We start from the raw sequence: 25,163 nt of genomic DNA on the forward strand, positions 1-25,163 counted from the left end.
GGGGTTTGCAAAGCTATGGGCAGAACTGCAAACCACTTACTAGAGTAGGGAAGAACAACGATCAAAAAGCGTAATTGAAACTGACGCTGGTGGAGCGGCCACTGATAGCCCGTCCGCGTACTATGTCTCCAACTTCTGCGTAAGACTCTTCAACTTCGGTAACAACAAATTCATCGGTTAGGTTGTTTACATTAAAGGAAACGGTAAGGTCTTCTGTCAGGTAATAAGAACCAAACAGATTGACCAGGACATAACCTTCCTGTTTCAACTGGTTGGAGTCAGAAACAAAATATTCTGTAGACCCTTGGAGGCTTGCACCAAATGTAAAGTCATCGCCAAAGTTATATTGCGGTGTAATCGTGTAAATGAAATCTGCTTGGCGGCGCGGCGTATTACCTACGACAGAACTGTCGTTGGCATCTTTTGAAATTTCGGCGTCGGTCCAGGTGAGGTTTCCATTTACGGAAAAGTCTCCATAACTGTAGGCTGCTTCCAGCTCGATTCCTTGGGCTTCATACTCGCGTACAAACGTTAAGCCGCTAGTGATTTCTGCATTGGTCTCTTCAGTGACCGTATTGAAGTAAGTTGCAAAGAAATCCAGATCGCCGGTTGAGAGTTTGTATCCAATTTCCAGCTGGTCCACAGAGTCGAAGCCATCGGTGGTGTCGGTTAGGCTTCCGTCACTGTTGAGGGCGCCGCTAATTTGTAGAAGCCGATCGGCAATTGCTCGACCACCCTCGCTGTAGCGGGCAAAAATAGCCATGCTGTCGTTGAGAATATAATTTCCACCGAGAGAGAAAGAGGTGTTGTCTGCATCGTAGTCAACGAGCTGGGTGGATCCATTGGCCATTGTGATGACGCCGCCGGTGAATCCAAAGGCATCGGAAGCGCTAGCACTTTCCACATCGCTGATAATACCATCGCCATTCAGATCGTAGTCTGTATCACCACCGCAGCAGCTGGAAACCAGGGAGCCTTTGGCATTGACCATATCGTGGCGGGCACTGACATCGAAGGTAAAGTCGCCGATGTCGATCGCCACATTCATATAGGGTGCATAAGTTTCATATTCCAGGTCCCAGGCCCAGGAAAGAAAGCTTGCAGACCAGACCCCATCATCTACCAGTACATCTCCGTTGGCATTGGCAGTTATGGTGAGGTTTTCAGAATTGCTGCCGTCAACAGTTTGAACTAGGGCATTCCAACTATTCCAGCTGGTTTTGATATTTTGGTTGGAGTAATAGAACCCACCGGAAACAACAATATTATCGCCAATTAATTTGTCGACTTTAAAGTCGTTAACTATCAGACCCAAATCGTGTATTTCTGTATCAAAGAGCAGGTCGACATAGGCGAGGCCTTCGGCCTCTTCACCATTGGCATAAGTCACCGTTGTGCCGGCGCTACAGTCTATGGCCTCTCCGCTACTGCCTACGGCATTTGCACAAATGGTATCAGCCATATCCTGTGTGGATTGTGGTCCGTAATCGCCGAAAGTATCGGTAAAGGGGGAAATAAAGCTGCCGCTAACATCAGAAATTCTGAATTTGTCGGTAACAGTCCAGCCATCATTAAATTCGAATTTGGTTTCAAAGCCATAGGCTTCCACCAGAGATTCGATACCGTCGGATAAGTCGCGGGTTACCGGATTGCCGTAGGCATCAAAAGTGGAAATGTATCGATAATTATCGGAATGTAGGGTTTGGCTGCTGGCATCGAAGTTGGCAACCGTGCCGAATTCACCATCGCCCTTATAGGTTACAGGGCCAGGAAGATAAGTTGTTAACCGGTCATCGAGATGTTTGTAATAGAGGCGGACATAACCGTTATCAAACTCTTTGGTGAGGTTGGCCTTGAGTTGGCCGCCGGAATCCCCATCAAAGCCGGTCTCGCGGATGCCTTCTCCCTCTCTTAAAAATCCGCCGACATAGAATCGCAAAGTGTCATTCAAGTGGTGGCCATAGCCAAAGTCCAGGCGGGACTCATCGTAGTCCGCACCAAACGAAAGTCCTACATTACCACCTTCTTCTTCGCCGGTATTGCTGATCATATTGATCACACCGCCAGGGGAATTACTGGCAAAGGTGGAGGCAGAGCCGCCGCGTACGCTTTCTATACGTGCGAGAGAGGAGTCGGTGCGAACAAAGTTGTCAGTGTTACCGAAATTAATATCGCCGTATTCTAATACAGGCAATCCGTCTTCCTGGATTTGCATATATTTGGAGCCGCCAGTTGCCAGGGGAATACCCCTAACGGTGATATTTGCATTGCCGCCGCCACCGGAGGATTCCGCCCGAATACCGGGTAAGCTGCGGAACAGCTCTGCGGTAGAGCGCGGGGCGTACTTCGCCATTTCCTCAGTGTCCAGTGCACTAACGGAAACGCTGGATTCCATCTTGGTAACCGGTCGGGCGGTTGCGGTAACCATCACCTCTTCAATTTCCGGCATTTCCTCAGCTGTTGCCGGTACCGCTACGCTGGAGGCCATGGCAACTGCCAGGGCTATGGAGTGTGGTTTAAAGTGTTTCTGTGTCTCTGAACCTGCTTGGAAGCCCTCTGCAATCACGGCGCTCTCCTCAATCATCTCTTATGGTTATTAGATTTTTCACGGCCCGTTCTCTGCGGGCTCGAGACTCTCTTCCTGTTACCGCATGGGTGGGACCTCTCCCCGCGAACACATTTATTAAATCACTGTGATTTAATAAAGGCAACACGAAAATTTGCGGAATTTACGCAGTGGAATCAGCAAATAGATAAGTAAACCAAGGGGAAGTAGTGATTTTCGCGGTATCGATCTTTGCTTTTGGTGACAGTGCTGCTTGTCTTTCTAAGTAGCACTGGTTGCGGGAGAAGGGGATACGGGGCAGTAGATGCTTCTGGTGAGCATCTACCTAAGGATTTGGTTGCGACTCCTGCCTGCTAGTCTTTGGCCAATTCCAGTTGTCCATCGTCCATAAACTCGATGCGCTTGGGGTCGCAGATACCGCCGATAAAGTTGCCCTCGGCATCGTCCCTATTAAAAGCCAGCAGATACCATTGTTGGTCCGGCCCCTGGATAACCCGGCCGGAATAGAGTGATCCCTGCTGGTCTGCGCCGATAAAGCCATCTCCAACCACTTCGTATGGGCCATTCAGATCATCGGCGATAAAATATTTTGTGCCAGTCAGTGGTGTGCCCTGCATGGATTGTCGATGGGCAGTGCTGTGGAACTTTGTCGATACTGAGCAGAATAAGTAGTAGCGGCCATGGATATATTCAATTTGCGGTACTTCCATTTCGCCATACCAACCGGGAGCCAATACCGGTTGCCCCACTTTCCAGTGAATTAAGTCCGTTGAACTGGCATAGCCAACTGCGCCACGCCCATCAGGGCTGCCCTGGTTACAGCGCGCAGTGAGATACATATGGTAGAGATTCTGCGAGGGGTCTTTAACGATCCATGGGTCACGCCAGGATGCATCGTGCCAATATTCAAGGTTCAGGCCATCGTAGAAATTGGGATCTAATTCCACCAGGGGGTTGTTGGGGTGTTTTTCCCAGTGTAATAAGTCTTTGGAAGTTGCCAGGCAGACCCGCTGAACCAGACCTTTCTCTGAATATTTAGTACCGGTATAAAACATATACCAGGTATCGCCTTCTCTGTGTACACAGCCGGTCCAGGTAGTGTAAGAGTCTGCAGCTTCCTCACTGGCGGTTGCAGTTCGAGGTGAGGGTTTTAATGCATCCTGGAGCGTTGTCCAATGAATGAGGTCCGTAGAAACGGCATGACCGACAGATACATTCCAGTGGCGCAGCTCAGGATCGCCCAGTGATTTATCGGCTTGAAGGTAAAATACATGGTACTGGTCGCCGTCCTGCGCGAACCAAAAATCCCATACCCATTTATTATCGAGATTAAATGCCATGATATTTACCTCATTAGTGCTGATTGGAAATTTGCCAGTGAGTTATTGCTTTGATTATTCTTAAGGAGCCCAGAGTTATTTTTATGCTTTCTGGGGTTCCAATTAAGGCGCAATCAGGTAGATATTCTTCCTGGTATGCCGCCCTTTAATAGAACTGTTTTATCCGGTGCAAAAATTGAGTAAAAAGGCAAAATCGCACCGCCTGTGGCGATGGCATCGACTCCAATTTTTCCACTGACAATTTTGGGCGCAAATACACCTGAAGGCGCCACCTGCTTTATCCTGCGAGAAATCATTTCGACCAGTTCGTCTAATAAAAAGCGGGGTAAATGCGCATCGACAATAATAGCCTCCAGGTCCAGTACGCTGATTGCCGATAGAAATGCATAAACCAGCGCATCTGCACAGTCATCCAGCCACTCCTGGATTTGAGGGCGGGCCTGGTCCATCACTGTTTCCAGTTCGGAAACGCTGGTAATTTCAATGCCGCACTCTCGTAAATGTCTGCGCAAACCAAATAGTGAAGCGCGATTGAGGAGTAGCTCAAATGCCCCTTGATTTTCAGGGGTACTGCTAAGTTTTGAGGGGGGCACTGGCAGGGAAACCAGATTGCCCGCATTGCCATGGACGCCGGTTTCCAGGCTGCCATTTAATACCAGGCCTCCACCGATAAAGGTCCCGATATAAACGTAGAGAAAATTGGATATGTCCTGGCCATTGCCAAACTGCAATTCGGCAACAGCAGCAGCTGAACAGTCGTTCTCGAAGAAGACTGGCAGATGTGTGCGCTGAGCAACTTCTTCAGCAAAATTAATTTCTTTCCACTGGGCCGCTAGTTCCTCGCTCATATTGAGTTCTTCAGTCCAGGCGCCGATAAACCAGGGCATAGCGATACCAACGCCCACTAGTTTCCCTCTGTCTTTAGCGGGTAGGGTATCAGTAAGTGCCTGGAGGCCCGATTCAATTTTTGCCAATAAAAATTCGGGCTCCGGGAATTCAAACTCGTGGCAAATCTTCTTTAGTACTGTGCCACCAAAATCCATTAGTAGCAGCTCGATATTGCGCCGTCCCACCTTGATACCGACAGAGTAAGCACCAGTAGGGTTAATAACGTACATAATCGAGGGTTGGCCTTTGCCGCCCAGTCGCCGCCCCTCTCGCATTACCAGCCCTGCGCTTTCCAAATCATCGACAATCCGGGTAACCGCCTGAGCGGTGAGGTCAGTTTGGCGCGCTAGGTCGGACTTGGAGGCTGCGCCAGTCTTCCGCAGGGTCGTAAGCACCACTCGCTCGTTATAACGGCGTAAACCACTGGAATTGCTACCTTTACCCATCCGTGCCCCCTGAGATGAAACGTGATCTGATCCGGCCACTGATTGTCCGGTTCTATTGTTAAAAGTGTAACTTTAAAGCCTTTGCTTAGTCTATTGACTTCGTTGGCACTAAGATCGTAGTTTATATAACCTATTGATTAATATAGCTTTTTTTGTTTATTGAAGCTTGGCTTTACTTAATTAAACCACTGTGATTTAATTTTTGGCCAAGTTCAAGCAAATCATTCTAAAAATACGCTGCTAGCAGTGAACGAGGAAGTTATGCCGGTCGATTTTGGTCTTCACCCAGTCGATGCGACCATTTTGGTCGTCTATTTTGTTTTCACCATCGGCCTTGGGCTCTTCCTAAGTCGCCGCCACGATACTGCAGAAGACTACTTCCTGGCTGGGAGAAAAATGGTATGGCCCTTGATTGGCTTATCCCTGTTCGCTTCCAATATATCGAGTACCACTTTGATTGGCTTGGCCGGAGATGCTTACAGCACTGGCATAGCGGTCTTCAACTATGAGTGGATGGCGGCGGTTATCCTGGTTTTCTTTGCCGTTTTCTATCTGCCCACAATTCTTCGCTCGCGCATTTACACAATGCCGGAAATGCTTGAGCGTCGCTTTAACAGCACCGCGCGCACTTATTTTTCGGGATTGACTATTTTCCTGAATATTGTGGTTGATACTGCAGGTAGCCTCTATGCAGGGGCCCTGGTAATGAAATTGATATTTCCTGAATTACCAATTTGGACCACGATTTCAATTTTGGCGGTGATCGCGGGTATCTACACCATCTGTGGAGGTTTGGCTGCGGTTATTTATACCGACACCATTCAGGCGCTGCTGCTGATATTTGGTTCAATCCTGATCAGTATTTTTGCCCTGGATCGCGCAGGAGGTTGGGAAAATGTTGTATCCCAGGTCTCCGAGGAACAATTGAGTCTGATACGGCCCATTGGTGATTCGAGCGTACCCTGGTTGGGGCTAATTACGGGAGTCACTTTGCTGGGCTTTTATTTCTGGTGTACTAACCAATTTATGGTGCAAAGGGTACTCAGTGCAAAAGATGTTAATCACGGCCGCTGGGGAGCCTTATTTGCCGGTCTGCTCAAACTTCCCGTGCTGTTTATCATGGTTCTGCCTGGCACTATGGCGATTGTTATTTTCCCCGAGCTAGAGCGCGCAGATATGGTTTATCCCACTCTGTTATTTGAGCTGTTGCCTGTTGGTATCCTGGGGCTAGTGTTGGCAGGTTTTGTTGCTGCACTAATGTCGCAAATTGATTCCACGCTTAATTCAGCTTCCACGCTGGTGACCATGGACTTTGTGCGGAAGTTTTTTCCGGGCCTAAACCAGCACCAGTTAATGCGTGTAGGTCAGCTGGTCACCTTTATCTTTATGATACTTGCCGTACTTTGGGCACCACAAATTGAGAGTTTTGGTTCCTTATTCCAGTATCTGCAGAAGGTACTTTCCTATGCAGTTCCCCCTGTACTGGCACTTTTCCTGATCGGATTCTTTTGGCGTGGTGCTAACTCCAAGGGAGCTATGGCTACTTTGCTGTTAGGCACCTTGGGCGGTGCTGGCCTCTTTTTTGTCAATGAAGTCTTCGACTGGACAAACTTACATTTCCTCTATATTGCTCCAATTTTATTTGTCTTCTGTTCACTGGTATTGGTGATTGCCAGCCTACTTTATCCTACTGAGATTAGCGAAGAAGCCAAATCTTTCACTTGGTCTAAAAGTGATTTTGACACTGAGACCGTATCCCTGAAAGCACAGCCACTATGGAAAAACTATCGAGTTCAGTCTGTGCTACTGCTTGTGGTTACTGCGTTGGTGGTTGGTTCGTTCTGGTAGCGCGAAGTCAGATTACTTCTATTTTTCACCCCACAGGATGGAAAACTTAAACAATAAAGGCAATACAGGAGGGTTGGACACGGACGAAGTTGACAAAAGGTTGTACTCAGATAGTTGTATCCGTTTAAAAGAATAATCTTATAAAGAAGGTGTTGACTATGAAGTATTTCGTCACAGCGATGTTAGGTTTATTGGCTTCTGTGCAGATTAGTGCAACAGAAAATATTTTGGATCAGTACTTTAATACATCAGATAATGGTGGGACCCTAAGGTACGATACAATATTTCAGTATGGTAAGAGTGGGAATGGTAGCGATTTCGATATGTGCGATAGCTATGTTACCACCCGAATCCCTGGAGATAAGATCACCGCTATAACCAGTTTTAGCGGTGATGAGAGAATCAAAGGGTTAAAACTCGAATACTTATATGCAGGAGATGAGGAGGTTGGTAAAACCACTATCTCCGGGTATCGAAAGTTGCTTGGTGCTACCGAATATATTCAGGGTTGGCGCTTCTATAAAAAGCGCGATGGCAATATTTCCAGGATTCGAGTCTACTTGAAAGACATGGCTGATAACTCAACCCGTGATATTACCCTTGGAGGTAATAATGGCTGGTATAAGTGGGAGGAATACCATCTAAGTATTGGAACCCGGTCAGTAGTTGGATTTGCTGGTACTGCGAGTGATAGTAAAGTTTGGAGTATTTACCCTTGCGTTGCGGATCGTTTGGAATTGGTGGAATCTGGCGTAGAGATTCACTGGGATCAGATTGTGGAAACCCCCAACAATACCAGGACATTCTTTGGTGAGAGATTACTTGAGAACTCTGGCAGTATTGCCCAAAACGACAGTACAGAAGTCTGGTATACCGACGGGAAGAGTGAAACAGATACCTGGACTAATACTATGGGTATTTCGGTTACTGCTGGAGTTAGCTTGACCGAGGGTTACAAAGTCGGTGTTCCCGGCACTGTTGAAAATAGTGGCTCCATTACATTCAGTTTTTCTGAGACTTTTAGTGTTTCAACGACCGTTGGGGAAACATCGACCAAAAGCAACCAGGAAACTGTTAAAGATGCCATGCCATCTAATGTACCCGCCTATGGATTGATGATGGCGCGGATGATGGTGGAAAATAGCGAGGTTGAAGTTCCCTATACCACAACGGTCATGAATCCCCATAATGGTGATGAGTTCGAGTTGTCAGGAGTTATCAAAGGTTCCAGCTATTCCAATGCGCGGAAACGCTGGGATGAAGTGGGGCGGGCCTATCCGACTCGTTATGAGATATACCAGAGTTATGCTTGGGTGATCGAGTACTATGGGTTGGAAAATGCAAGTTTGATAGATGATCCGGATATTTTTTAGATTGATATTGATAAGAATTGACTGGCCCAAATTATAAAGGGCCAGTCAATCATATGAGATTTGGCTACTCATCATGAAACCGGATTGAGCCTAAGCGAATCCTGTCATCTTCACATCCGTAATAACTAAACTTTACAGTTTTCTGGGACATATAAGCGGAAAGCAGAAAAGATACTTTGGTGTTGTATATGGCAGAGTCGTCATTGATAAGAAAAAAGGTGTTTTTGCTCACGCAGCTCACCTCTGTCTCTGGATTGACAAATCCTCTAAGTCTGACATCTACACCATTCGAGTGTACTTTTAAGTAGTAAATTTGCGCCTTCTCTGTCCAAGCGGCATCGCTGATAAGTGGCAGTGTAAATGGGATACTCAAAAGTAAATATATTAGAGACTTCATCCTTGATTCCTTACCAATTTATAAGTGGTAATTAAACCTTTGCTCTCCATGTTGGTTAACTACATCCTATAAAACTATAGCAAATAAAGTCACTTGAATAAGTCGCGCACTGCGTCGCAAAGTGCTTTTCGGAGTAGGTATTAACGCCCATTCTGGCACAAAAATAATGCTTCCAGTTTGGGCGTGAATAAATTGAGGTCAAATGAGGGATATCACGCAGTAGAGGCTTCTGGCAGTTTCAACTCACTCTTTTGGGTAGTGTCAGATGTATGAGGGCTAAACAGCCTTTGTGATAGTAAAGCAGACATAAATGCCAAGACAAATAAGGCGCTAAACACCATTCCGCCAGTAATAACCGCAGCTAGACCGCGATAGATAGCTGCGCTACTTCCGGGGTTAAGCACTAAAGGGATATTGCCAAAGATACAGGTAATTGTTGTAAGCATAATGGGGCGGACACGCAAGCTGGCAGCCATATATATCGCCTCCAATTGATTGGCTCCGTTTTGCAATGACTTATTAAATTGGTTGACGAGTAGTATCGCATTATTAACTACCAGTCCCATTAAGATTACAAAGCCGATCATGGTTATTACATCCAGGCTTTGGGGGGTAAATAGATTTAAAATTTGTAAGCTAATCATTCCGCCTGCAAATGATAAGGGTACAGCACAGAGTACTGCTGCTGCTAACTTTGCGGACCTTTGGGCGAAATACATTAATAAGGCCAATACTGCGATAGCTGCTGCAAAAATTTTCAGGAACTCACTGAGGAACAGGCTGAGTTCATTAGCGCTACCTCTAAACTGTGTATGAAGATCATTGTAGGAACTTTCTGATAGAAACTCTTTCACAGATTGATCAACATCCTCGACAAATGACTTCATGGCAACGCCTTCGGGAGGAGTTAAGTTTATTGATGCACTCACTTCCTGGCCGACACGAAGTATACTGGCTGGCGCTTGAGTGATTTTGGCGTCGGTCAATTCACGTAGAGGAATAAAGCCGTGACTGTTAATCAGTATCTCTGTATTTAGGAGCGTCTCAAGATTTTGCGGTTCTCTTGCTTTAAAGTAAAAAGGAAGAGTGTTGGTTCCCGTATAGAAGTGCCCAATATATATTCCATCGGTTAAAGCCATCAGATGATGATTTAATTCCGATATTGTAATACCTAAACGAGCTAATTGTACTAGCTTGGGTTGGAATTCAATACGAACCGCTCTATTTTGAAGTGCGCTTCCCTCTTGAATTTGCGCTTCTGGAAATTCTAAGCGTAAATGACTCATCAGCTCACTCCCGGCCATCTGTAGTCGAGATAGCTCTGCCCCTTTGATATCTAACTGGCTAATACGGTTGTTGGGTAGGGCAAACCTTAATAAACCACCTTGCCTGAAATGTATTCGAGTCCCAATTAGTCCAAAGAGAGCTTTTTCATTTAGCCAACTCTTTAGTTCTTCAAAATCCCAGTCCCCTTTTGTGTATAGATAGAGATTGCAATTATTTGGGTTGCAAATTATTCCATAGGTTGAAACTTGGTTCTCTATTTCTTCTCTATTGGCTGTGATTCTATTTACGACCCGTTCCCCAATTTCATTTCTTATGGTCTCTGTGGATAAAGGACTTTCAAAGTTGATATAAACAGAGACCATATTTTGTTTAGGGTCTGGGAGGACATCAATGTCAGGGCTGGAAAAGAAGGTAGCGATGAGTGCGACGGGTAATCCTAACAAAATCACAGTGGAGGCTAGCTTAGGATTGCTTGCAGAACGGATAGAAAGCTTCACCCACCATTCAAGCACCTTATTGATTTTAATACTACTGGATCCCTCCTCAGCAATTGCTGCTTTTCCAAGTAAGTGTCTGGCCAATGAGGGTAGTATTAGTAGAGCAAACAATAGTGATGCTAATAATGCGCTTGAAATTGTGAAGGCCAGGTCTTGAAAAAGCTGCCCTGTTGCTGACTGCATAGCAATAATGGGCAGGAACACGATAACACTGGAGATTGTAGATGAAACTAATGAGCCCGAAACTTCTTTGGTTCCCCGCGTGATACTTTCCTGAATATTTATACCCTGCTTGCGCAGTCTTTGAATGTTTTCTACGACAATAATTGCTGCATCGACCATTAACCCGATAGAAAGTGCAATCCCTGCAAGTGAAACAACGTTCATGCTTCTATTTCCAAGATACATTCCCAGAACCACCAGAGAGATACAAATGGGAATGCTTAGAAATATTAGGGTTAGAGTTCTGGGGTTACGTAAAAACCAATAAATGACCAGGCAGGCGAGTAGTGATCCCAGCAAGAGGCTTCCGTATACCAGGCTGAGGGAATTCCGAATACCCGTGGAGTCATCCCGGCTTATGGCGAGCTTCATCCCCAATCGATTTAACTCTCCGTCATTTAATTCTTCTATTGTTGATTTGAGCTGGGCGATAGTTTCTAGAACATTGACATTTTCGGTAGGGCGTAGGTAGAAGTATAGAGATCTATTGCCTTCAAGGGCAAAATATAACCAATCTGAAGCTACACGCTCTTTTACCGAAGCAATATCCGAGAGTTGAATGATTTGGCTTTCTCGTGTTGCGATAGGTAGCGTTGAAAGTTCCTCTAGTGGGATCTGCCCCTTAAAATGAAGGGCATAATCTTTTGATCCAATTTTTAGATTTCCTCCCGAGCGATCCGTTAAATTGTTTAGATTTTCGGTTATCTCACTAATGGTTAAAGAGTACCGAGTCATCTTTTCTGGATCGAACTCAATATCGACCCTTTGGGCAGTGGGTGTGCCGGCCTCTTCAATGGACTGTACACCAGGAACTTTGCTAAAGGCTGGCTTTACATGATTTATAAACGCGTCGATTAATTTAAGTTCGCTAGCTGGCTTCTCAGAATATAGGAAAAAGGATCCAAGCGTAGCCCCTGCACCATTTGCAAAATTGAATACATCCGGTGTGCGAACTTGTGTTGGCCAATTGGGTACTTGGTTGATTTTGGAGAGGACCTCAATATACATTTTCTCCATATTTGCCTCCGAATGGAAGTCAATTACGGTCCAAGCCCAGCTACTATTAACATTGGTTTGCAATTCTTTTAGGTGGCTTAGGCTGGAGAGTTCCTGTTCTAGCGGAGCAATTAGTATTTGTTCTATTTCTTCTGCGGTCTTTCCTGGCCAGGAGGTTGCGAGTGCAATTTGTGGGCGATTAATGGATGGGAGTAGGGCGTTTGGTAAATTTATCCCGGTTATAATTCCGGCTATTATTAGAGTAAAGGTACAACAGATGATAATTGAGCTGTATTTCTCCAGGGACTTCATGTGTTTTCCCTCTTTGTAGGAGTAACGGCTTCATTGAGCTGTAATCCTTCGTAACCCAGTACAATCAAAAGATCGCCAGGAGCAATACTTGAACGTACAACAAAGTAATTATCGAGAGTATCTATTATTTGCACCCTGGTACTAACTGCTCTTTGGTCGTTGTCTAGAGTCCAAACCTTATATTGTCGCCCATTCTCAAGAATTACGGCGTCACTAGGAATTCTAGTAATGTATTCTTGCTCGCTATGACCCGCGAAAGGGGTAAACATAGTTATTTCAAATCGCTGTCCAACCAGTAAGGATTTGAATTTTTGTCTGTTTACTTTAAAGTAGAGATTAAAGTTCTGTGTTTCTGGGTTTACTATATGGCTGATATTTCTGAGTTCAATATCTTGCTCCTTAATTTTGAAGGTGCTATTGCTTAGCAGACTTTCTTTATTTATGTGTTCTTCAGGGAGACTACATTCAATTTGGTTTTCAGTTAGTGGGAGTAACTGCATAATTCTTTGTCCTGGGTTGAGGTTTTCTCCAGGATTAGCTTCTATGCTTAAAACTTGACTATCGGTTTTTGCGTAGTGCAGTAGTCGTTTAGAACGATATTCAGCTGTATTTAGTTGTTGTTCGAGTCTTTGCTTGGTTAATTGATAGGTGTCCACATTGAGCTTAAGGTTATTTAAATGAGACTGAGAAACCATGTCGGCGGAGCGAAGTTTCTCCAGTCTACCTAGTTCTTCTTCTGCATAGTTAAGCTGGCTTTGTGTTAATTCAATATCGGTGCGAATGATCTTCATTTGCTGGGAGAGATAAAAGTCATCCTGGGCTGCTACTAGTTCACCAGCTTTGATAATGGAGCCAACAGGCTTTATTTCTATAAGTTCAGCATCTGAGTGACTAGATATTTGATGTAGGGCAGGGGATGATACAGAGCAAAATAACTTTGTTCTAATAGCTTGCTCCCAGGGTTGCGCTGCTTCTACTAGCACTGTGCGGCTATCGTTGGCAAGGCTATTGGAGCCAATAATTAACAGAATAGGTGGGATGCTACCCATAAAGAGCTTTTTAATTTTACTGTTTCTCATCCTGAGGCTCTGGTCGGTTTTGTTTCTGAATTAATTGTTTAAGAGCGGTAATTGGTATTAAAAATTAAAGAGACTGTAGTGCCTTTAGTATTATTTTTGACTAAAAGGTATTTGGATGAGCTATCTGCTGCAATCTCGGTGCGGTAAGATGAAATCTACAAGGGGTGAGTTGTTCATGTTTAGAATTTTGTAAAATGTCAACTTTCACAATGGATGTCTTTGGCGCCAAAAACTAGGTTTTACTGCATATATTGCAGCGCTTATATGCTCAGCTGGAAATGACGGCGGGAGTGGCGTTGTGAATTTTAGAGTGACTTGCCTGCTCGGGTTTTCTATCGGCGTAATTTGAATAGATCTGTTTGTAACTTACCTAAATGGTAAAGATGTGCCGATATTATAGGACTTAAATAATTAACTTTAATAATGTGGTCAGTAAAATGTATCTAGGTCTGAGGTGGCCAAATGGTAGGCTAATTGGTGTTATGTAAAGCGGGTGCACTGATAATGTTCTGTACACCCGACTTGATCTATGCGGAATTTGTGAGGTAGGAGTTAAAACTATAGTTAGAAAGGGCGTTACTCCTCTCGTCTTAACTCCAGGCGTTGAGATTCACGTATACGAAAACGCCGTTTGTTTTCTCGCTCTCCATGAATACGTACTCGCTCACCAGATTGCATACCTTTCTGCTTTGCCTCTTTGGCGTCGATAAAGTAGTAGTCACCGGTAGTTTCATCTTTTACGGAGAAGCGGTGATCCACTTCTCCTGTTTGAAAGTTCTCGGAGATCTCTTCCTCTAACACGCCAGTTACAGTCTCTTCGGCAATTGCTGAAGAGGAAAGGGCGAGAAGTAGGGCTAAGGGTAGATTTTTCATTGCGGTCGTACTCCCCATTAAATTATTCATCGTAAGTTACAGAAACAGTTGCAGAGTTGTTGCTGTTGTTAGTGGATAGGAATTCAATAGTGATCCCAGCAGATGAGTCAGTAAAGCTGTCCCCGGTAGTTGACAGTGTGGCTACCTGGTTGGCGGTAACATTGTTATTACTGGTGCCGCTAAGATAGTGAACCGTTACCGCATTTTCGTGGTGTGGACGGGGGTTGAGGGTGTCGTGCTCGACGTGGTATTCGATGTAATAGTAGTTTTCTCCATTCCTGCTACCAATACTTTCGGCCTTTAAGAGTTGAGGTAGATCGCTACTAAGCTCACCAGCAGTAAGTTCTATGGCTTGAAACTCAATACTAGTGGTGCTGCCTGCGACCGCCTCAATAGTTTCAGTGTATCCGGGGAATGAGTCATACCAGCCCATATAGTCACGATGGCCGCTTCCAAAGAGTCGTGATTGCCAAGCATTGCCCATTAGGGAGCCGTCACTACCATATTCACTCTCACCGCTATCGTTGGTATCCCCATCATTATTATCGTCATTGCCGGCGTGGCTCAGGCCAATATTGTGCCCAATTTCATGGCCCATAATCAGTTGATCACTATCTGCAATTATCATGCTCCAGCGGCCTCCGACAGAGGCGACTCCCGTGCCAACCAGTCCTGCACTGGCCGCAGCTTCCGGGAAAATGTAGACCCGATGACGCCAATCGTTGAGCTCTACGGGCTGGTTGTTGGAGTCTAGGTAATTGCTTTCGATCCAGCTGGTTGCCCTATCTCTCCATGTATAGCCGCTATCGTTATATTCACTGCCCGAGCGAGATTCCGCATCTTCGATGCTCAGTACACCACCATTCTGGCTGTCGGCAATGCTGTAGGTAAAGCAGTCTATAGAAGTGCTCTCATCATTGTCTTCACCGTAGCAGTATTGATCTAGTGAAGTGTCATTGCTTAGATGGCGGCTGAACTTTAGTTGTCCCAGGGAGTTTTCATGGTAGGCATTATCAAGAGAATCTGTGTCATTGAAAGCCATATTTGCAATTTGGGTAATGCTTAGATCAGCTTCTACGGCGGCATCTGAGAAGTTCATAAAGATAAAAACAATGCTGCTTTCTGTGGCTTCGATGGTTTGAATAGAGAACACCACGGAGAGGGTGCTGCCATCGGTGAGCTGGAAAGAGATAGTGTCCTCCACGGACTCACCATCATTCAAACTCTGGGAACTGGTGTTTAATTGATATTCCCAGTTTCCACTTTCATAGAGAGTAAAATCTCCATAGCTTCCGGCCACACTGCTGGCTTGAAAAGTGGGGCTATTACTATCGGTATCTTCGAGGCTGAGAGTGCCACTGGCATACTCTTGTGTCCCTACGATAAGTGATGCCAGGGGACTACTGGGGTTAAAAGTGTAGCCCCCCGTTTCTTCATCACTGTCGTCGTCCCCGTTATCGGAATCATCAGAACCACTGTTGTCTCCGCCGTCGGTACTTGTTTCGGTTTCAGTAGTCTCATCGTTGGAATTACTACTGCCGGATCCTCCTCCACAAGCTGTAAGGAGAACCGATAAACTGAATGCTGTAAGGAATTTTAGGGTATCAGGCATGACAAACTCGACGTATTTCTTAATCTAATTGAGCAAGGCGATTTGTAATTGATGGACAGCTGCTCAGTGGCCCGGTTCCTGCTGATTATTAGTTAAATAACTATATTTGGATTCTGGGTCACCTAAGGCAAAATAGCTATCGCTTTTTTGGCAGGTTGTGACGGTGTTGGATCAATTGCTATTAGCGCCTGTAAGTAGTATGAACCCCGTTTGAGCAATTGATGACAGGGTTCAAAAAGTTAACTAGGTGTAATGAGTAGGATAAAGGAATGAGACCTATATTTGAACGTAGAATGTACTTAGCTCCATAAGCCTTTTCCACTGGCGGTGCTGAAATCGGGGTACTTATCATTGGGATCGATTAGTGAGGAACATGGATGTTGTCTTCCGTTGAAAAAACAAAAGAAGGTGGAAGGAAAGGTAGATTTATTACTGTTGTGGCTGGTATAGGGCTTTTGATATTGATGTTCTATCTGTTGGTCACCCGCCTAAACCTTAATACCACTTATTCTATCGGAGAGGTTATAGATTCACTTCACGGCGTAGAGGTCTATTACAATGGCGGAGTTAATAATGTCGAAGAGCGCAACACTTCGTCAGATGGTTATAATCTTGGCCTAAGATACCAGTGTGTTGAGTTTGTTAAGCGTTATTATTACGAGCGATTTGGGCACAAAATGCCGGATACATTTGGTCACGCTAAAGATTTTTTTGACCTGACGGTTCAGCATGGAAATTTGAATGCCAAAAGAGGATTGCTGCAGTTTCGTAACCAAGGTAATACCCCTCCGGATATTGGCGATATTGTTGTCTATAGCCCCTCCCTCTTTAACCCTTATGGCCATGTGGCTATCGTCTCTATGATAGATATAGAGAATGCTACCCTGGAGGTTATTCAGCAGAACGCGGGTCCATTTTCTCCCTCCCGAGAGCGTTACCCACTTATTTTCATGCCCCCAGGGCAATGGTATGTAGAGAATAACCGTATTCTTGGATGGTTGCGTAAAGAGTGATCAACTTTTCAGTGGGTTATTTAATGGATAACCCCCTCCATTAATCTCGGTCAAAAGCCATTTATCTGATTCCAGTACCGCTGGTCTTATCCGATGGTATGGGCCTGGAAGGTTGGTAGTGTGCTTCCCACGAATGGAGGCAACTATGAAACTATATTCTCTTTGGGCGCTATCTCTACTGATTGGTAGTGCTACTAGCCAGGCGGATGCCCTTGAATCACAGTGGGAGCTGGCGATGACAGCCGCTTATGATCGCGCTTCTGATAGCTCACTTTTTGAGGCGCAATCAAGTGTGTCTCGGCAAGCTTTACTACAGGGGGCACTACAGTATGAAGCTTGGGAAGGGCAGATCTCTGCATTCCACCAGGCAGAGCGCGGTGGCAGTGAAGACTTAGAGTTGGTAGTTGAGGAGCTTTTCTGGCAGGGGAGCTGGCAGGACTGGGATTGGTTGCTGGGCAAACGCCGCCTGGACTTTGGTGTTGGTTATGGTCATCGTCCGCTGGATTGGTTTCTACCCATAGAGCGGAATCCGGTATCACTTCAAGTGAGCGAAGGAGTTGGGGTGGTGTCTGCCAGTCGTTTCACTGAGAATGGAGAGCTAAGTGTAATGCTGGTGGATGCCGGTATCAGCCAGGCCTCTGGGGGTGACCACCCAAAGGGATTTGCCATGCGCTGGTATCAGCTTGGAACTAGTGCAGAGTGGCAGTTACTGGGTTACATGGATGATCAGCGAGGTATGAACTTAGGGGGAAGCTGGGTTAATACTTATGGAGAGCAATGGGAGATCCATACAGAATGGCGCTACCAGCAAGAATACTGGCGCTGGCGAGCCCCAGCTTTGATGGCTATGCCAAAACAGGAGCAGATGGATGATGGCTGGCAAGCTCTTATAGGGATGACATGGGCAAACAGCATTGGGCATTCGGTTATTTTAGAGTACTGGTTTGATAGTCGGGCCTGGGGGAAAAGCGAATGGGAGCAGGTGTTTGATAACAGCCTGTGGTACCAAAATCAGGGAGTGCAGTGGGATGGCCTTCGCCAATCCTCAGCGATGGCCTTTTTAAGTGATAATACCCTGAGGCACAATTTACTTTTACATTGGACGCTTACCAATAATGAGTACCATCCAAAAGTAGATTTAATATACACGCCTGAAGATGGTGGCCTTATTTTAACTATCGGGGGTGAGAGGGAGATTGCGAACGATTGGGTACTTGGAACATCCGTAAGATATTTTGCTGGTCCTGATGAGTCTGCTTTTGCGCAGCTTCAAAACCAGGCTGTATTTACCTTGAGTACGACTATTGTTTTTTGAGTGGAGTTAAGGGTGAATCTGTTAAGAGAGTGCTTACGTACATTGATAATTTGTGTGGTGGTGGCGGTAATTACCCAGGCTATCTGGGGGGGGAGCTATGCAGTTCACGGCGTAATTTCTCTGGCGTACGGATTTATAGCGACATCCACGAGGCAGGTAGTCGAGTTTTTCAAGCCCACCTGGCCCTCAAAAGTAAAGTATGCGGTAGTGAGTTTAGCGGCAATTGTCCTGGGAACTCTACATGCTTGGTGGTGGGTATCGGGTTTTGGGGAATTTCGGGCACTTGATTTTTTAATTATTGCCATTCTTCTTTCCATTTTTCTCTATCAAGTCCATCTTAATCGGGAGCAGGCTTACCAATTTGAGAGGGAGCGGCAAGAAGCTGAATTGTTAAAGATGGAGCAACAAAAGACTTTGGCTCAGAGCCAGCTAAAAGTATTGCAAAGCCAGATTGAACCTCATTTTTTATTTAATACTCTGGCCAATCTGAAAATGCTTATTCGCCACGATCCTCAAAAGGCAGAAGTTCTACTGGATAACTTTAGTGACCTCTTGCGAATTAGCTTGAAAAAATCCCGTTCCGACCAGGTATCCTTAAAGGATGAGCTAAGCAGTTTGAAATGCTATTTGGAGATTCAAAAGATACGCTTGGGGGAACGGCTAGAGTATGAAGTTGATTTATCAGGGGATGTGAGTTTAGAGACATTTGTTCCCCCGTTACTTGTGCAACCCTTAGTCGAAAATGCAATTTTTCATGGCATTGAGCCTGCAGCCAAAGGTGGGCTGGTCAGGTTGCGGGTGAAACAGAAAGAAAACCAGTGGGTTATTGAGGTAGAAGATAACGGTGTGGGGCTCGCTGCTGGAGCTAATAAACTTAGCCCCAGCAAACATAATGGGATTGCGCTAAGCAATATTAGGGAGCGACTTTCTACCCTTTACCAAGAGCGTGGTAAGCTACTGATACAAAGTAATAATCAGGGCGGGGTAACTGCCCGTTTGGAGTTTCCATGCGTGCCATAATTGCAGACGATGAGCCTTTATTGCGTCACCATCTTGACCAAATGCTTGCCGATATTTTTCCTGAGCTTGAGATTGCAGGTAAAGCCTGTGATGGCCGCGAGGCGTTAGCCCTATGCCAACAAGAGGAGCCTGATGTAGTTTTTCTCGATATCCGCATGCCTGGAATGGATGGTTTGGCTGTTGCTGAGGCTCTTGGCAAATTAAAAACAAGTCCTATTGTTGTATTTATCACAGCCTATGATGAGTATGCTGTAAGTGCTTTTGAGCATGAGGCAGCCGACTATCTGCTAAAACCTATTGATGACAAGCGGCTGGAAAAAGCATGTGATCGTATTCGGCAGCGCCTGAGAGACCGGGAAGAGGGTAACCTAAAGTCAGGACCTGATATTGAGGCGTTGCTGAGGCAGCTTTCCTTAAGTAGACCTGAGTACCTTCGCTGGATTAAGGCAAGCAAAGGCGAAGATATTCATCTGATTGCCTGCGATGAGGTTTCGGCATTTGTGGCAGAGGACAAATACACGACGGTTTACTCCGGTCAGGGTGAGCATATTATTAGAACCCCTCTAAAGGAGTTGTTAGCTCAGTTGGAGCCAGATTTATTTTGGCAAATCCACCGTTCTACAATTGTCTGTGTGAAGCGCATTCAAAAAGTATGCCGTGGAATAACTGGCGGTGTATCTGTGGTGATGGATGACGGGCGTCAATATACAGTGAGTCGTAGGGCTGCTTCATTGTTTAAAACAATGTAGTGATCAACAATTTATATTTGTCTTAACTTAGGGGGTTAAGTTGACCCCTCTATTTAAATTGATATGCATAGTAGAGATTCATATCTGCTACTTAAGATTTAGTAACTTTACCGCCCCTTATTTTTGATGGCCGGACATTCAGATTGGTTTGGTGTCGAGAGATCTTTAATCTAAATGCTCCAACTGCCTCTGATGAAAGGAAGGGTAATATGGCGGGACTGCGATAAGAGATTATAGCGTTAAAGATGATATTGGTTTTATTGAATTACTATTAAAGCCGTGCTTCAAACTTAATGGGGTTTTAATTGCCAAGGCTTTAGGGTGGTTGCTGTTTGGGTTTGAATTTGGACGCTTGTTTATATATTTTTATGCTATTGCTATATGGTTTGACTAGTAATCTTGTGCGAACTGAGGGGTTGTTTTTGTAATTGTCGGTAATTTACTTTAGGGGTTTGATTGGCATAATTGCCCGCGACTTGAGGGGTGGAGTGTTTTTTAATTGTAGATTAACTATTTTGGTGGGTTTGAGTTTGTTTGTGCCTGGTGCTTGAGATTCTGCCTGAAGGTCTATTTTCTGCTTATTTGGCTTGTAAAATAGGCTAAGATTTTTCTTTATGGTTTTTCTATTTTAGGACATTTTCTTAAATGGCTGGGAAGGTATATATGCTGCATTCTTCCCGAAAGTGCCTAATCTATTTTCCTCTTGTAATGCCAGGTATTCTGCTGTGAGTACCTGTGTGTAAATTTTCTCCGATAATTAATGGAATAATTATGTTGGATAGTTTTAAGTTGGATCCTTCTTCTGTAGAAGGAGTTGAGGATCTAATTGAGGTGAAATCTCCCTACTTTGCGCTAGAGGCTTTACATTTTGACGCTGACGGCTGGCTTGTTGCTAAAGTGCCTGTGCAATGTCAAAGTACATATGAAAGTAGTTTAATGGATGTCGCGGAGATTGGTCGACACTTGGCAATTTTGGGCTCTTGTTTTGGCGCTTTGGCCAATCCAGTGAGATCCAAGCATTATTACCTGGCGCGCAAAGCTGATTTGAAAACTTATGATAGCTTTGTTTCCGATATGCGCCCTGATCACCTTCTGGCCCGAACCAAAGCCGTATTTACCAATAAGAGAGAGTTGGTTGCTGAGGCTGAATTGTTAGACCCTGCCGGTGAAGTGGCGGCACGGCTTAACGTGAAATATCATGTAATGCGGGAGCGATCTTTCCATAAGATATATAGTGATAGCATCCATGCTTTCACTCCTGTTATTAGCAATATTAATCCTTACTCCAAAAGTATTGATATTAATGTACATAATATTGATCTAATGTCTCTGACGGCAAGTATCGGTAGAGTTACTCCAGAAATGTGCATGGGGCATTTTGATCGGGTGAAAGCGTTGCCCGTTGCTATTGCCTCGCAGAGCCTTATTAAGTCATGTTGTATATTTTTGAGGCGGTTGACAGGTGAAGATAGTGCTCGATTTATTGTTACCTCTGCGGATTTGTGTGCGGACAACTTAGCGCTGGCAGGACAAGATGTAGATATAAAAGTAGAACTCTTAGATGTTGAAAACGATGTTTTTATTGTTCGTACTATAGCTACAAATAATTTGGGGCAGTCTGTCGGTGAAATGATTACCCATATTGCAATGGTGGATTAGTCTTTGTAAATTTTATTTGATATTTTATACAGATCAAGGGAACTGCTCTTTTGATCTGTATCCACTCTATTTGCATCGCACAATCTTATTAGTATCAATTTAGTTACCAAGTCTTCAATATTTTGGCGATTCCGCAGTCTTTACTAACTAGTACACTCTCCTAAATTTAGACGCCTTAACGATAGTATCTCTTCGCGTGCAGTAATTCTCCACCTATCCATCCTCTAGAGCCATTCAGCATAAGTTTTTGCCTCTTATCCTCTCCAGAGACAGTTCATCGCACTGTCCTGAATGATACTTGGATGCTAGGTAATCTATCAGAAATTCAGAAGCAAGGAGAAGTGTAATGAAAAGGTTACTTGTAATAATGGCTTTAAATCTTGGGGTGAGCGTTTCATCCCTTGCTGCCCAGGATGCACAAATGGAAGGTTTGTACCAAAAAGCGGCAGCGCAGGGTGGGGCGGCGATAGAGGACTCCTATGAGGCTTTTAAGACATTACAGAAAGATAACCCTTCTGATCCTATTGTACTTTTTTACCTGGGGGCTAGTGAGACTCTAATGGCAAAAGAAAGCTGGTTGCCCTGGAGAAAGGTCAGTTATGCAGAGAATGGAATTGCCCGTATGGATAAGGCGCTCACCATAATTGAAGAAATGGATAACCCTGGTCGTTCCTCTCAGGGGATGCCTCAAGACTTGCTGCTCAAAGGAATTGCTGCAACAACTTTTACTAAGGTGCCAAAGTTCTTTAATTCTTTTGACCGTGGGTTTGAACTTTATCATGAGTTGATGGGTGATCCACGCATGGGATATATGCCGCCAGACGCTACTCACTGGATTTACTGTGGTGCATTGCAGGCTGCAGAGCTTGAGGGTGACAAGGAGTTAGTGAATTTATGGGGAGCAAAGGCTGAGAGTCATGGCATATCAAATCCATGTGGTGATGTTAAAAACTCTGACTAATAGTGCGAACAGGTAGTGAATCCATGTTACAGCTCACTCATATTGAAAAGACTTACACTTCCGGTGAGGTTCAACTTCAAGCCCTAAAAGATGTGAATCTGGATATTCGGGCAGGCACTATGGTAGCTCTGTGTGGACCATCAGGGTCTGGTAAAAGTACCTTGTTAAATATTTGCGGACTACTGGATCATGATTACAGCGGAGAAGTCTGCTTTGCCGGCGAGGTGCTGAGAAAAAGCCACCGGCAGTCAATGAAGATCCGTCGTACCCAGTTGGGTTTTGTATTCCAAAAGTTTAATTTGGTTCCGGTAATGACAGCCTTTGAAAATGTAGCCTTTCCACTTCTTTTGAATGGAATGAAAGAAGGTGAAGTAAGGCGGCGTGTTATGGACATGTTGAATCATGTCGGACTGTCCCAGTTTGCCAACTACCGGCCAGAACGCCTTTCAGGTGGACAACAGCAGAGAGTAGCAATTGCTCGAGCACTGGTGCACCAGCCCAAACTGGTAATTGCCGATGAACCTACGGCCAGCTTGGATAGTGTTACCGCACAACAAATTATTGAGTTAATGAAAAATTTAGGAATGGAGCAAAAAACAGCTTTTATTGTTGCCAGTCATGATGATCGAATGACTCGTCATTGCGATAGAGTTGTTGAGTTGAAAGATGGTGTAATTCTGCAGGAGAGTGCTTTATGCGTCGCTTAAAAGTCGCGGTTTTAAATTTATTGCGCAATCGTCGCAGAAGCTTTCTTGCCGTTGCAATTATTTCCATTGTGGTAACGGCCTTGATGACCTCCGGAGGTTTTGGCCTATTTACGTATCAATCCCTTAAAGAGAGCGCGGCGCGCAGTGAGGGGCATTTGGTGCTAACACAGCCGGGATATTTCTCTTCTGATGAGGACTTTCCTCTTCAGCTTGGTTTAGATAATGCCAATAAATTACGTAGGGACTTGTTGGTTGAGGAAAATGTGAAGGCTGTGCAGCCTAGAGTTTATCTGCAAGGATTAATTTCCAATGGTGACAAGTCCTCTGTTTTTTTAGGTCAGGGGATATTGCCAAGTGAATTTCGGGTGAAGGGGCCTTTTCTAAATGTCACTGAGGGCGGTATTTTATCAAGCCGTGAAGATGTCAGTGATCCTGAGATTATGCTGGGTAAGGATCTCGCAAGAAATCTTAATGTAAGGCCCGGGGATTATATTACTTTAATGTCCTCTACCGTTCATGGGGCTCTCAATGCAATGGATTTTAAGGTTAGGGGAGTTTTCGGGACTGGTGTTCCAGATATGGATAAGCGTCAAGTATATATTTCTGTTCCGGCTGCGCAGTTCCTTTTAGATAGTGACAGGGTCTCAACCATGGCAATTTATGGCTACAGCCTTGATAAGATATCGAGCTTGCAGGAAAGGCTGCGCGAGTTAGTTCCAGAGCTGGAAATTACAACTTGGGAGGATCGTGCCTTTTTCTATCAGGGAGTGAAGAGTCTTTATGATCGAATTTTTGGGTTGATGGGAATCATTATGGCACTGGTTATCTTTGTCTCGCTTTTCAATACGCTGGCAATGTCGGTAACAGAGAGAACACGGGAAATAGGTACCTTGTCCGCATTGGGTGCATCCAAAGTGGAATTGATAACAGGGTTTATATTGGAGGCTTTAGTACTTGCTGTAGTGGGTTCTTTAGCCGGTGTTATTTTGGCTGGTCTGATAAGCGCTGGATTGATGATGTTTGACATTACTATGCCGCCACCTCCGGGAAAAACAACGGGGTATCCTTTGACTGTTTATTTCTCTATTAACTTGGCTTGGATGATTTCGGTTGCAATAGCTGCGATATGTGTTTTTTCATCCTTCCTTGCGGCGCGGAAAGGTGTCAATAAACCGATTACTGAGGCATTGGTCCATGTATAAATTAAGATTAGGCAGAGTTAGCTTGGCGATTGGTTTGTTGCTGATGTTCTCTCCCTTTGTTTCAGCTGGGACTGAGGAGAAGGAAAGTCATTTTTCCGCTGTACAGGTAGAAAGCATGTTGGCCAAAGCCGATTCCTATCGTCTTGGAGAGTCATCTTCAAAAGTTGTCACCAACATCCAGGTTTTTAAACAGGGAGAGTTAGAAAGCGAAGATCGCTACCATGTTTATACTCGCCCTGAGAGAAAATCATTGGTGATATTTAAAGGTATTGGTGAAGAAGGGCAAAAAATGCTGATGCTGCAGGATAACTACTGGCTATTGATGCCCCGCAGCCGCCGCCCTATCCGCATTACACCGATGCAAAGATTGCTGGGGGAGGCTTCAATTGGTGATATCGCCACTTTGACTTGGAGCCAGGACTATCGGGGGCAGTTCGAGGCAAGTGAAATTCTAAAGGGTAAATTGACCCACAAACTTCAGCTGGAGGCAAAAACCAAAGGAGCCAGCTATCAAAAGATAACATTGTGGCTTGATAGTGAGAGTCTCTTCCCTATCCAAGCGGAGCTTTACTTGAAATCTGGAAAGTTGGCTAAGGTTGCGCATTTTGTATCGGGGATAAAGGATGAAGAGCTATTTGTGGAGGAGATGGTTTTAGTTGATGGCATCAAGGCTACCACTGAAACCAGAGTTCACTACGAAAGTAGCACTGCGCATCAGTTAGCGGAAAAATTCTTCAATCCGGCATACTTGAGTCGACAGTCAAAAATGGATCTGTGAGAGTGGATCTGAGCGGGTAACTT

The 25,163-nt window shown here is 44.9% G+C and carries 19 protein-coding genes; 11 read left to right on the plus strand and 8 right to left on the minus strand.

Annotated elements, in window-relative coordinates; genetic code table 11:
• Positions 1–61: 61 nt before the first annotated feature.
• From ACJJII_RS13685 to ACJJII_RS13695, 3 genes are all read right to left on the minus strand, one after another.
• The gene (locus ACJJII_RS13685; protein ID WP_444916586.1) at positions 62–2,566 is read right to left on the minus strand and encodes a TonB-dependent receptor; all 2,505 of its coding nucleotides are present in this window, start codon (positions 2,564–2,566) and stop codon (positions 62–64) included.
• Positions 2,567–2,919: 353 nt separating this feature from the next.
• On the minus strand, positions 2,920–3,906 hold the full coding sequence (locus ACJJII_RS13690; RefSeq protein ID WP_413665021.1) for a glycoside hydrolase family protein: 987 nt from the start codon (positions 3,904–3,906) through the stop codon (positions 2,920–2,922).
• A gap of 113 nt (positions 3,907–4,019) precedes the next feature.
• Positions 4,020–5,240, minus strand: coding sequence for an ROK family transcriptional regulator (locus tag ACJJII_RS13695; protein WP_444916587.1), 1,221 nt, complete (start codon positions 5,238–5,240; stop codon positions 4,020–4,022).
• A gap of 246 nt (positions 5,241–5,486) precedes the next feature.
• Between ACJJII_RS13695 and ACJJII_RS13700 the strand changes: the two genes are divergently transcribed.
• Together ACJJII_RS13700 and ACJJII_RS13705 are read left to right on the plus strand one after the other, a co-directional pair.
• Positions 5,487–7,088, plus strand: a complete 1,602-nt coding sequence (locus ACJJII_RS13700) for a sodium:solute symporter (RefSeq protein WP_444916588.1) — start codon at positions 5,487–5,489, stop codon at positions 7,086–7,088.
• 158 nt (positions 7,089–7,246) lie between these two features.
• On the plus strand, positions 7,247–8,461 hold the full coding sequence (locus tag ACJJII_RS13705) for a hypothetical protein (protein WP_444916589.1): 1,215 nt from the start codon (positions 7,247–7,249) through the stop codon (positions 8,459–8,461).
• A 64-nt stretch (positions 8,462–8,525) separates the two neighbouring features.
• Here ACJJII_RS13705 and ACJJII_RS13710 read toward each other — a convergent pair whose 3' ends face one another.
• The 5 genes from ACJJII_RS13710 to ACJJII_RS13730 form a co-directional block, all read right to left on the minus strand.
• The gene (locus ACJJII_RS13710) at positions 8,526–8,858 is read right to left on the minus strand and encodes a hypothetical protein (protein WP_444905878.1); all 333 of its coding nucleotides are present in this window, start codon (positions 8,856–8,858) and stop codon (positions 8,526–8,528) included.
• Between the two features lie 212 nt (positions 8,859–9,070).
• Positions 9,071–12,172: an efflux RND transporter permease subunit gene (locus ACJJII_RS13715; RefSeq protein WP_444916590.1), complete on the minus strand. Its 3,102-nt coding sequence runs from the start codon at positions 12,170–12,172 to the stop codon at positions 9,071–9,073.
• Positions 12,169–13,251, minus strand: a complete 1,083-nt coding sequence (locus ACJJII_RS13720) for an efflux RND transporter periplasmic adaptor subunit (protein WP_444912558.1) — start codon at positions 13,249–13,251, stop codon at positions 12,169–12,171. The genes ACJJII_RS13715 and ACJJII_RS13720 overlap by 4 nt, the downstream gene beginning before the upstream one ends.
• Positions 13,252–13,827: 576 nt before the next feature.
• Positions 13,828–14,124, minus strand: coding sequence for a hypothetical protein (locus tag ACJJII_RS13725; protein ID WP_444896582.1), 297 nt, complete (start codon positions 14,122–14,124; stop codon positions 13,828–13,830).
• A 22-nt stretch (positions 14,125–14,146) separates the two neighbouring features.
• Positions 14,147–15,736 carry a VCBS domain-containing protein gene (locus tag ACJJII_RS13730; protein WP_444916591.1) on the minus strand — a complete coding sequence of 530 codons (1,590 nt, stop codon included), beginning with the start codon at positions 15,734–15,736 and terminating at the stop codon, positions 14,147–14,149.
• Positions 15,737–16,113: 377 nt separating this feature from the next.
• Between ACJJII_RS13730 and ACJJII_RS13735 the strand changes: the two genes are divergently transcribed.
• From ACJJII_RS13735 to ACJJII_RS13775, 9 genes are all read left to right on the plus strand, one after another.
• Positions 16,114–16,749, plus strand: a complete 636-nt coding sequence (locus tag ACJJII_RS13735; protein WP_444916592.1) for a CHAP domain-containing protein — start codon at positions 16,114–16,116, stop codon at positions 16,747–16,749.
• A 145-nt stretch (positions 16,750–16,894) separates the two neighbouring features.
• Positions 16,895–18,064, plus strand: coding sequence for a hypothetical protein (locus ACJJII_RS13740; protein WP_444916593.1), 1,170 nt, complete (start codon positions 16,895–16,897; stop codon positions 18,062–18,064).
• Between the two features lie 12 nt (positions 18,065–18,076).
• Complete coding sequence (locus tag ACJJII_RS13745) at positions 18,077–19,084, plus strand: sensor histidine kinase (protein ID WP_444916594.1); 1,008 nt, start codon at positions 18,077–18,079, stop codon at positions 19,082–19,084.
• Positions 19,072–19,833: a LytR/AlgR family response regulator transcription factor gene (locus tag ACJJII_RS13750; RefSeq protein WP_444916595.1), complete on the plus strand. Its 762-nt coding sequence runs from the start codon at positions 19,072–19,074 to the stop codon at positions 19,831–19,833. Before ACJJII_RS13745 ends, ACJJII_RS13750 begins: the two co-directional genes overlap by 13 nt.
• A gap of 771 nt (positions 19,834–20,604) precedes the next feature.
• Positions 20,605–21,492 (plus strand): hypothetical protein, encoded by an 888-nt coding sequence (locus tag ACJJII_RS13755; protein ID WP_444916596.1) that lies wholly within the window; start codon positions 20,605–20,607, stop codon positions 21,490–21,492.
• Between the two features lie 346 nt (positions 21,493–21,838).
• A complete protein-coding gene (locus ACJJII_RS13760; RefSeq protein WP_444916597.1) occupies positions 21,839–22,453 on the plus strand; it encodes a hypothetical protein in 615 nt (204 codons plus the stop codon).
• Between the two features lie 23 nt (positions 22,454–22,476).
• Positions 22,477–23,160, plus strand: a complete 684-nt coding sequence (locus tag ACJJII_RS13765; RefSeq protein ID WP_444916598.1) for an ABC transporter ATP-binding protein — start codon at positions 22,477–22,479, stop codon at positions 23,158–23,160.
• The gene (locus ACJJII_RS13770) at positions 23,148–24,362 is read left to right on the plus strand and encodes an ABC transporter permease (protein WP_444916599.1); all 1,215 of its coding nucleotides are present in this window, start codon (positions 23,148–23,150) and stop codon (positions 24,360–24,362) included. Before ACJJII_RS13765 ends, ACJJII_RS13770 begins: the two co-directional genes overlap by 13 nt.
• Positions 24,355–25,140: an outer membrane lipoprotein-sorting protein gene (locus ACJJII_RS13775; protein WP_444916600.1), complete on the plus strand. Its 786-nt coding sequence runs from the start codon at positions 24,355–24,357 to the stop codon at positions 25,138–25,140. Before ACJJII_RS13770 ends, ACJJII_RS13775 begins: the two co-directional genes overlap by 8 nt.
• Positions 25,141–25,163 lie beyond the last annotated feature (23 nt).

The organism is Microbulbifer maximicatervae (SeqCode) (genome assembly GCF_052467825.1).

Coding starts and splice junctions, on each gene's coding strand:
- ACJJII_RS13760 (WP_444916597.1), top strand. CDS start 21,839: ATGAAAAGGTTACTTGTAATAATGGCTTTAAATCTTGGGGTGAGCGTT.
- ACJJII_RS13695 (WP_444916587.1), bottom strand. CDS start 5,240: ATGGGTAAAGGTAGCAATTCCAGTGGTTTACGCCGTTATAACGAGCGA.
- ACJJII_RS13710 (WP_444905878.1), bottom strand. CDS start 8,858: ATGAAGTCTCTAATATATTTACTTTTGAGTATCCCATTTACACTGCCA.
- ACJJII_RS13775 (WP_444916600.1), top strand. CDS start 24,355: ATGTATAAATTAAGATTAGGCAGAGTTAGCTTGGCGATTGGTTTGTTG.
- ACJJII_RS13735 (WP_444916592.1), top strand. CDS start 16,114: ATGTTGTCTTCCGTTGAAAAAACAAAAGAAGGTGGAAGGAAAGGTAGA.
- ACJJII_RS13755 (WP_444916596.1), top strand. CDS start 20,605: ATGTTGGATAGTTTTAAGTTGGATCCTTCTTCTGTAGAAGGAGTTGAG.
- ACJJII_RS13765 (WP_444916598.1), top strand. CDS start 22,477: ATGTTACAGCTCACTCATATTGAAAAGACTTACACTTCCGGTGAGGTT.
- ACJJII_RS13705 (WP_444916589.1), top strand. CDS start 7,247: ATGAAGTATTTCGTCACAGCGATGTTAGGTTTATTGGCTTCTGTGCAG.
- ACJJII_RS13730 (WP_444916591.1), bottom strand. CDS start 15,736: ATGCCTGATACCCTAAAATTCCTTACAGCATTCAGTTTATCGGTTCTC.
- ACJJII_RS13715 (WP_444916590.1), bottom strand. CDS start 12,172: ATGAAGTCCCTGGAGAAATACAGCTCAATTATCATCTGTTGTACCTTT.
- ACJJII_RS13690 (WP_413665021.1), bottom strand. CDS start 3,906: ATGGCATTTAATCTCGATAATAAATGGGTATGGGATTTTTGGTTCGCG.
- ACJJII_RS13720 (WP_444912558.1), bottom strand. CDS start 13,251: ATGAGAAACAGTAAAATTAAAAAGCTCTTTATGGGTAGCATCCCACCT.
- ACJJII_RS13750 (WP_444916595.1), top strand. CDS start 19,072: ATGCGTGCCATAATTGCAGACGATGAGCCTTTATTGCGTCACCATCTT.
- ACJJII_RS13725 (WP_444896582.1), bottom strand. CDS start 14,124: ATGAAAAATCTACCCTTAGCCCTACTTCTCGCCCTTTCCTCTTCAGCA.
- ACJJII_RS13740 (WP_444916593.1), top strand. CDS start 16,895: ATGAAACTATATTCTCTTTGGGCGCTATCTCTACTGATTGGTAGTGCT.
- ACJJII_RS13770 (WP_444916599.1), top strand. CDS start 23,148: ATGCGTCGCTTAAAAGTCGCGGTTTTAAATTTATTGCGCAATCGTCGC.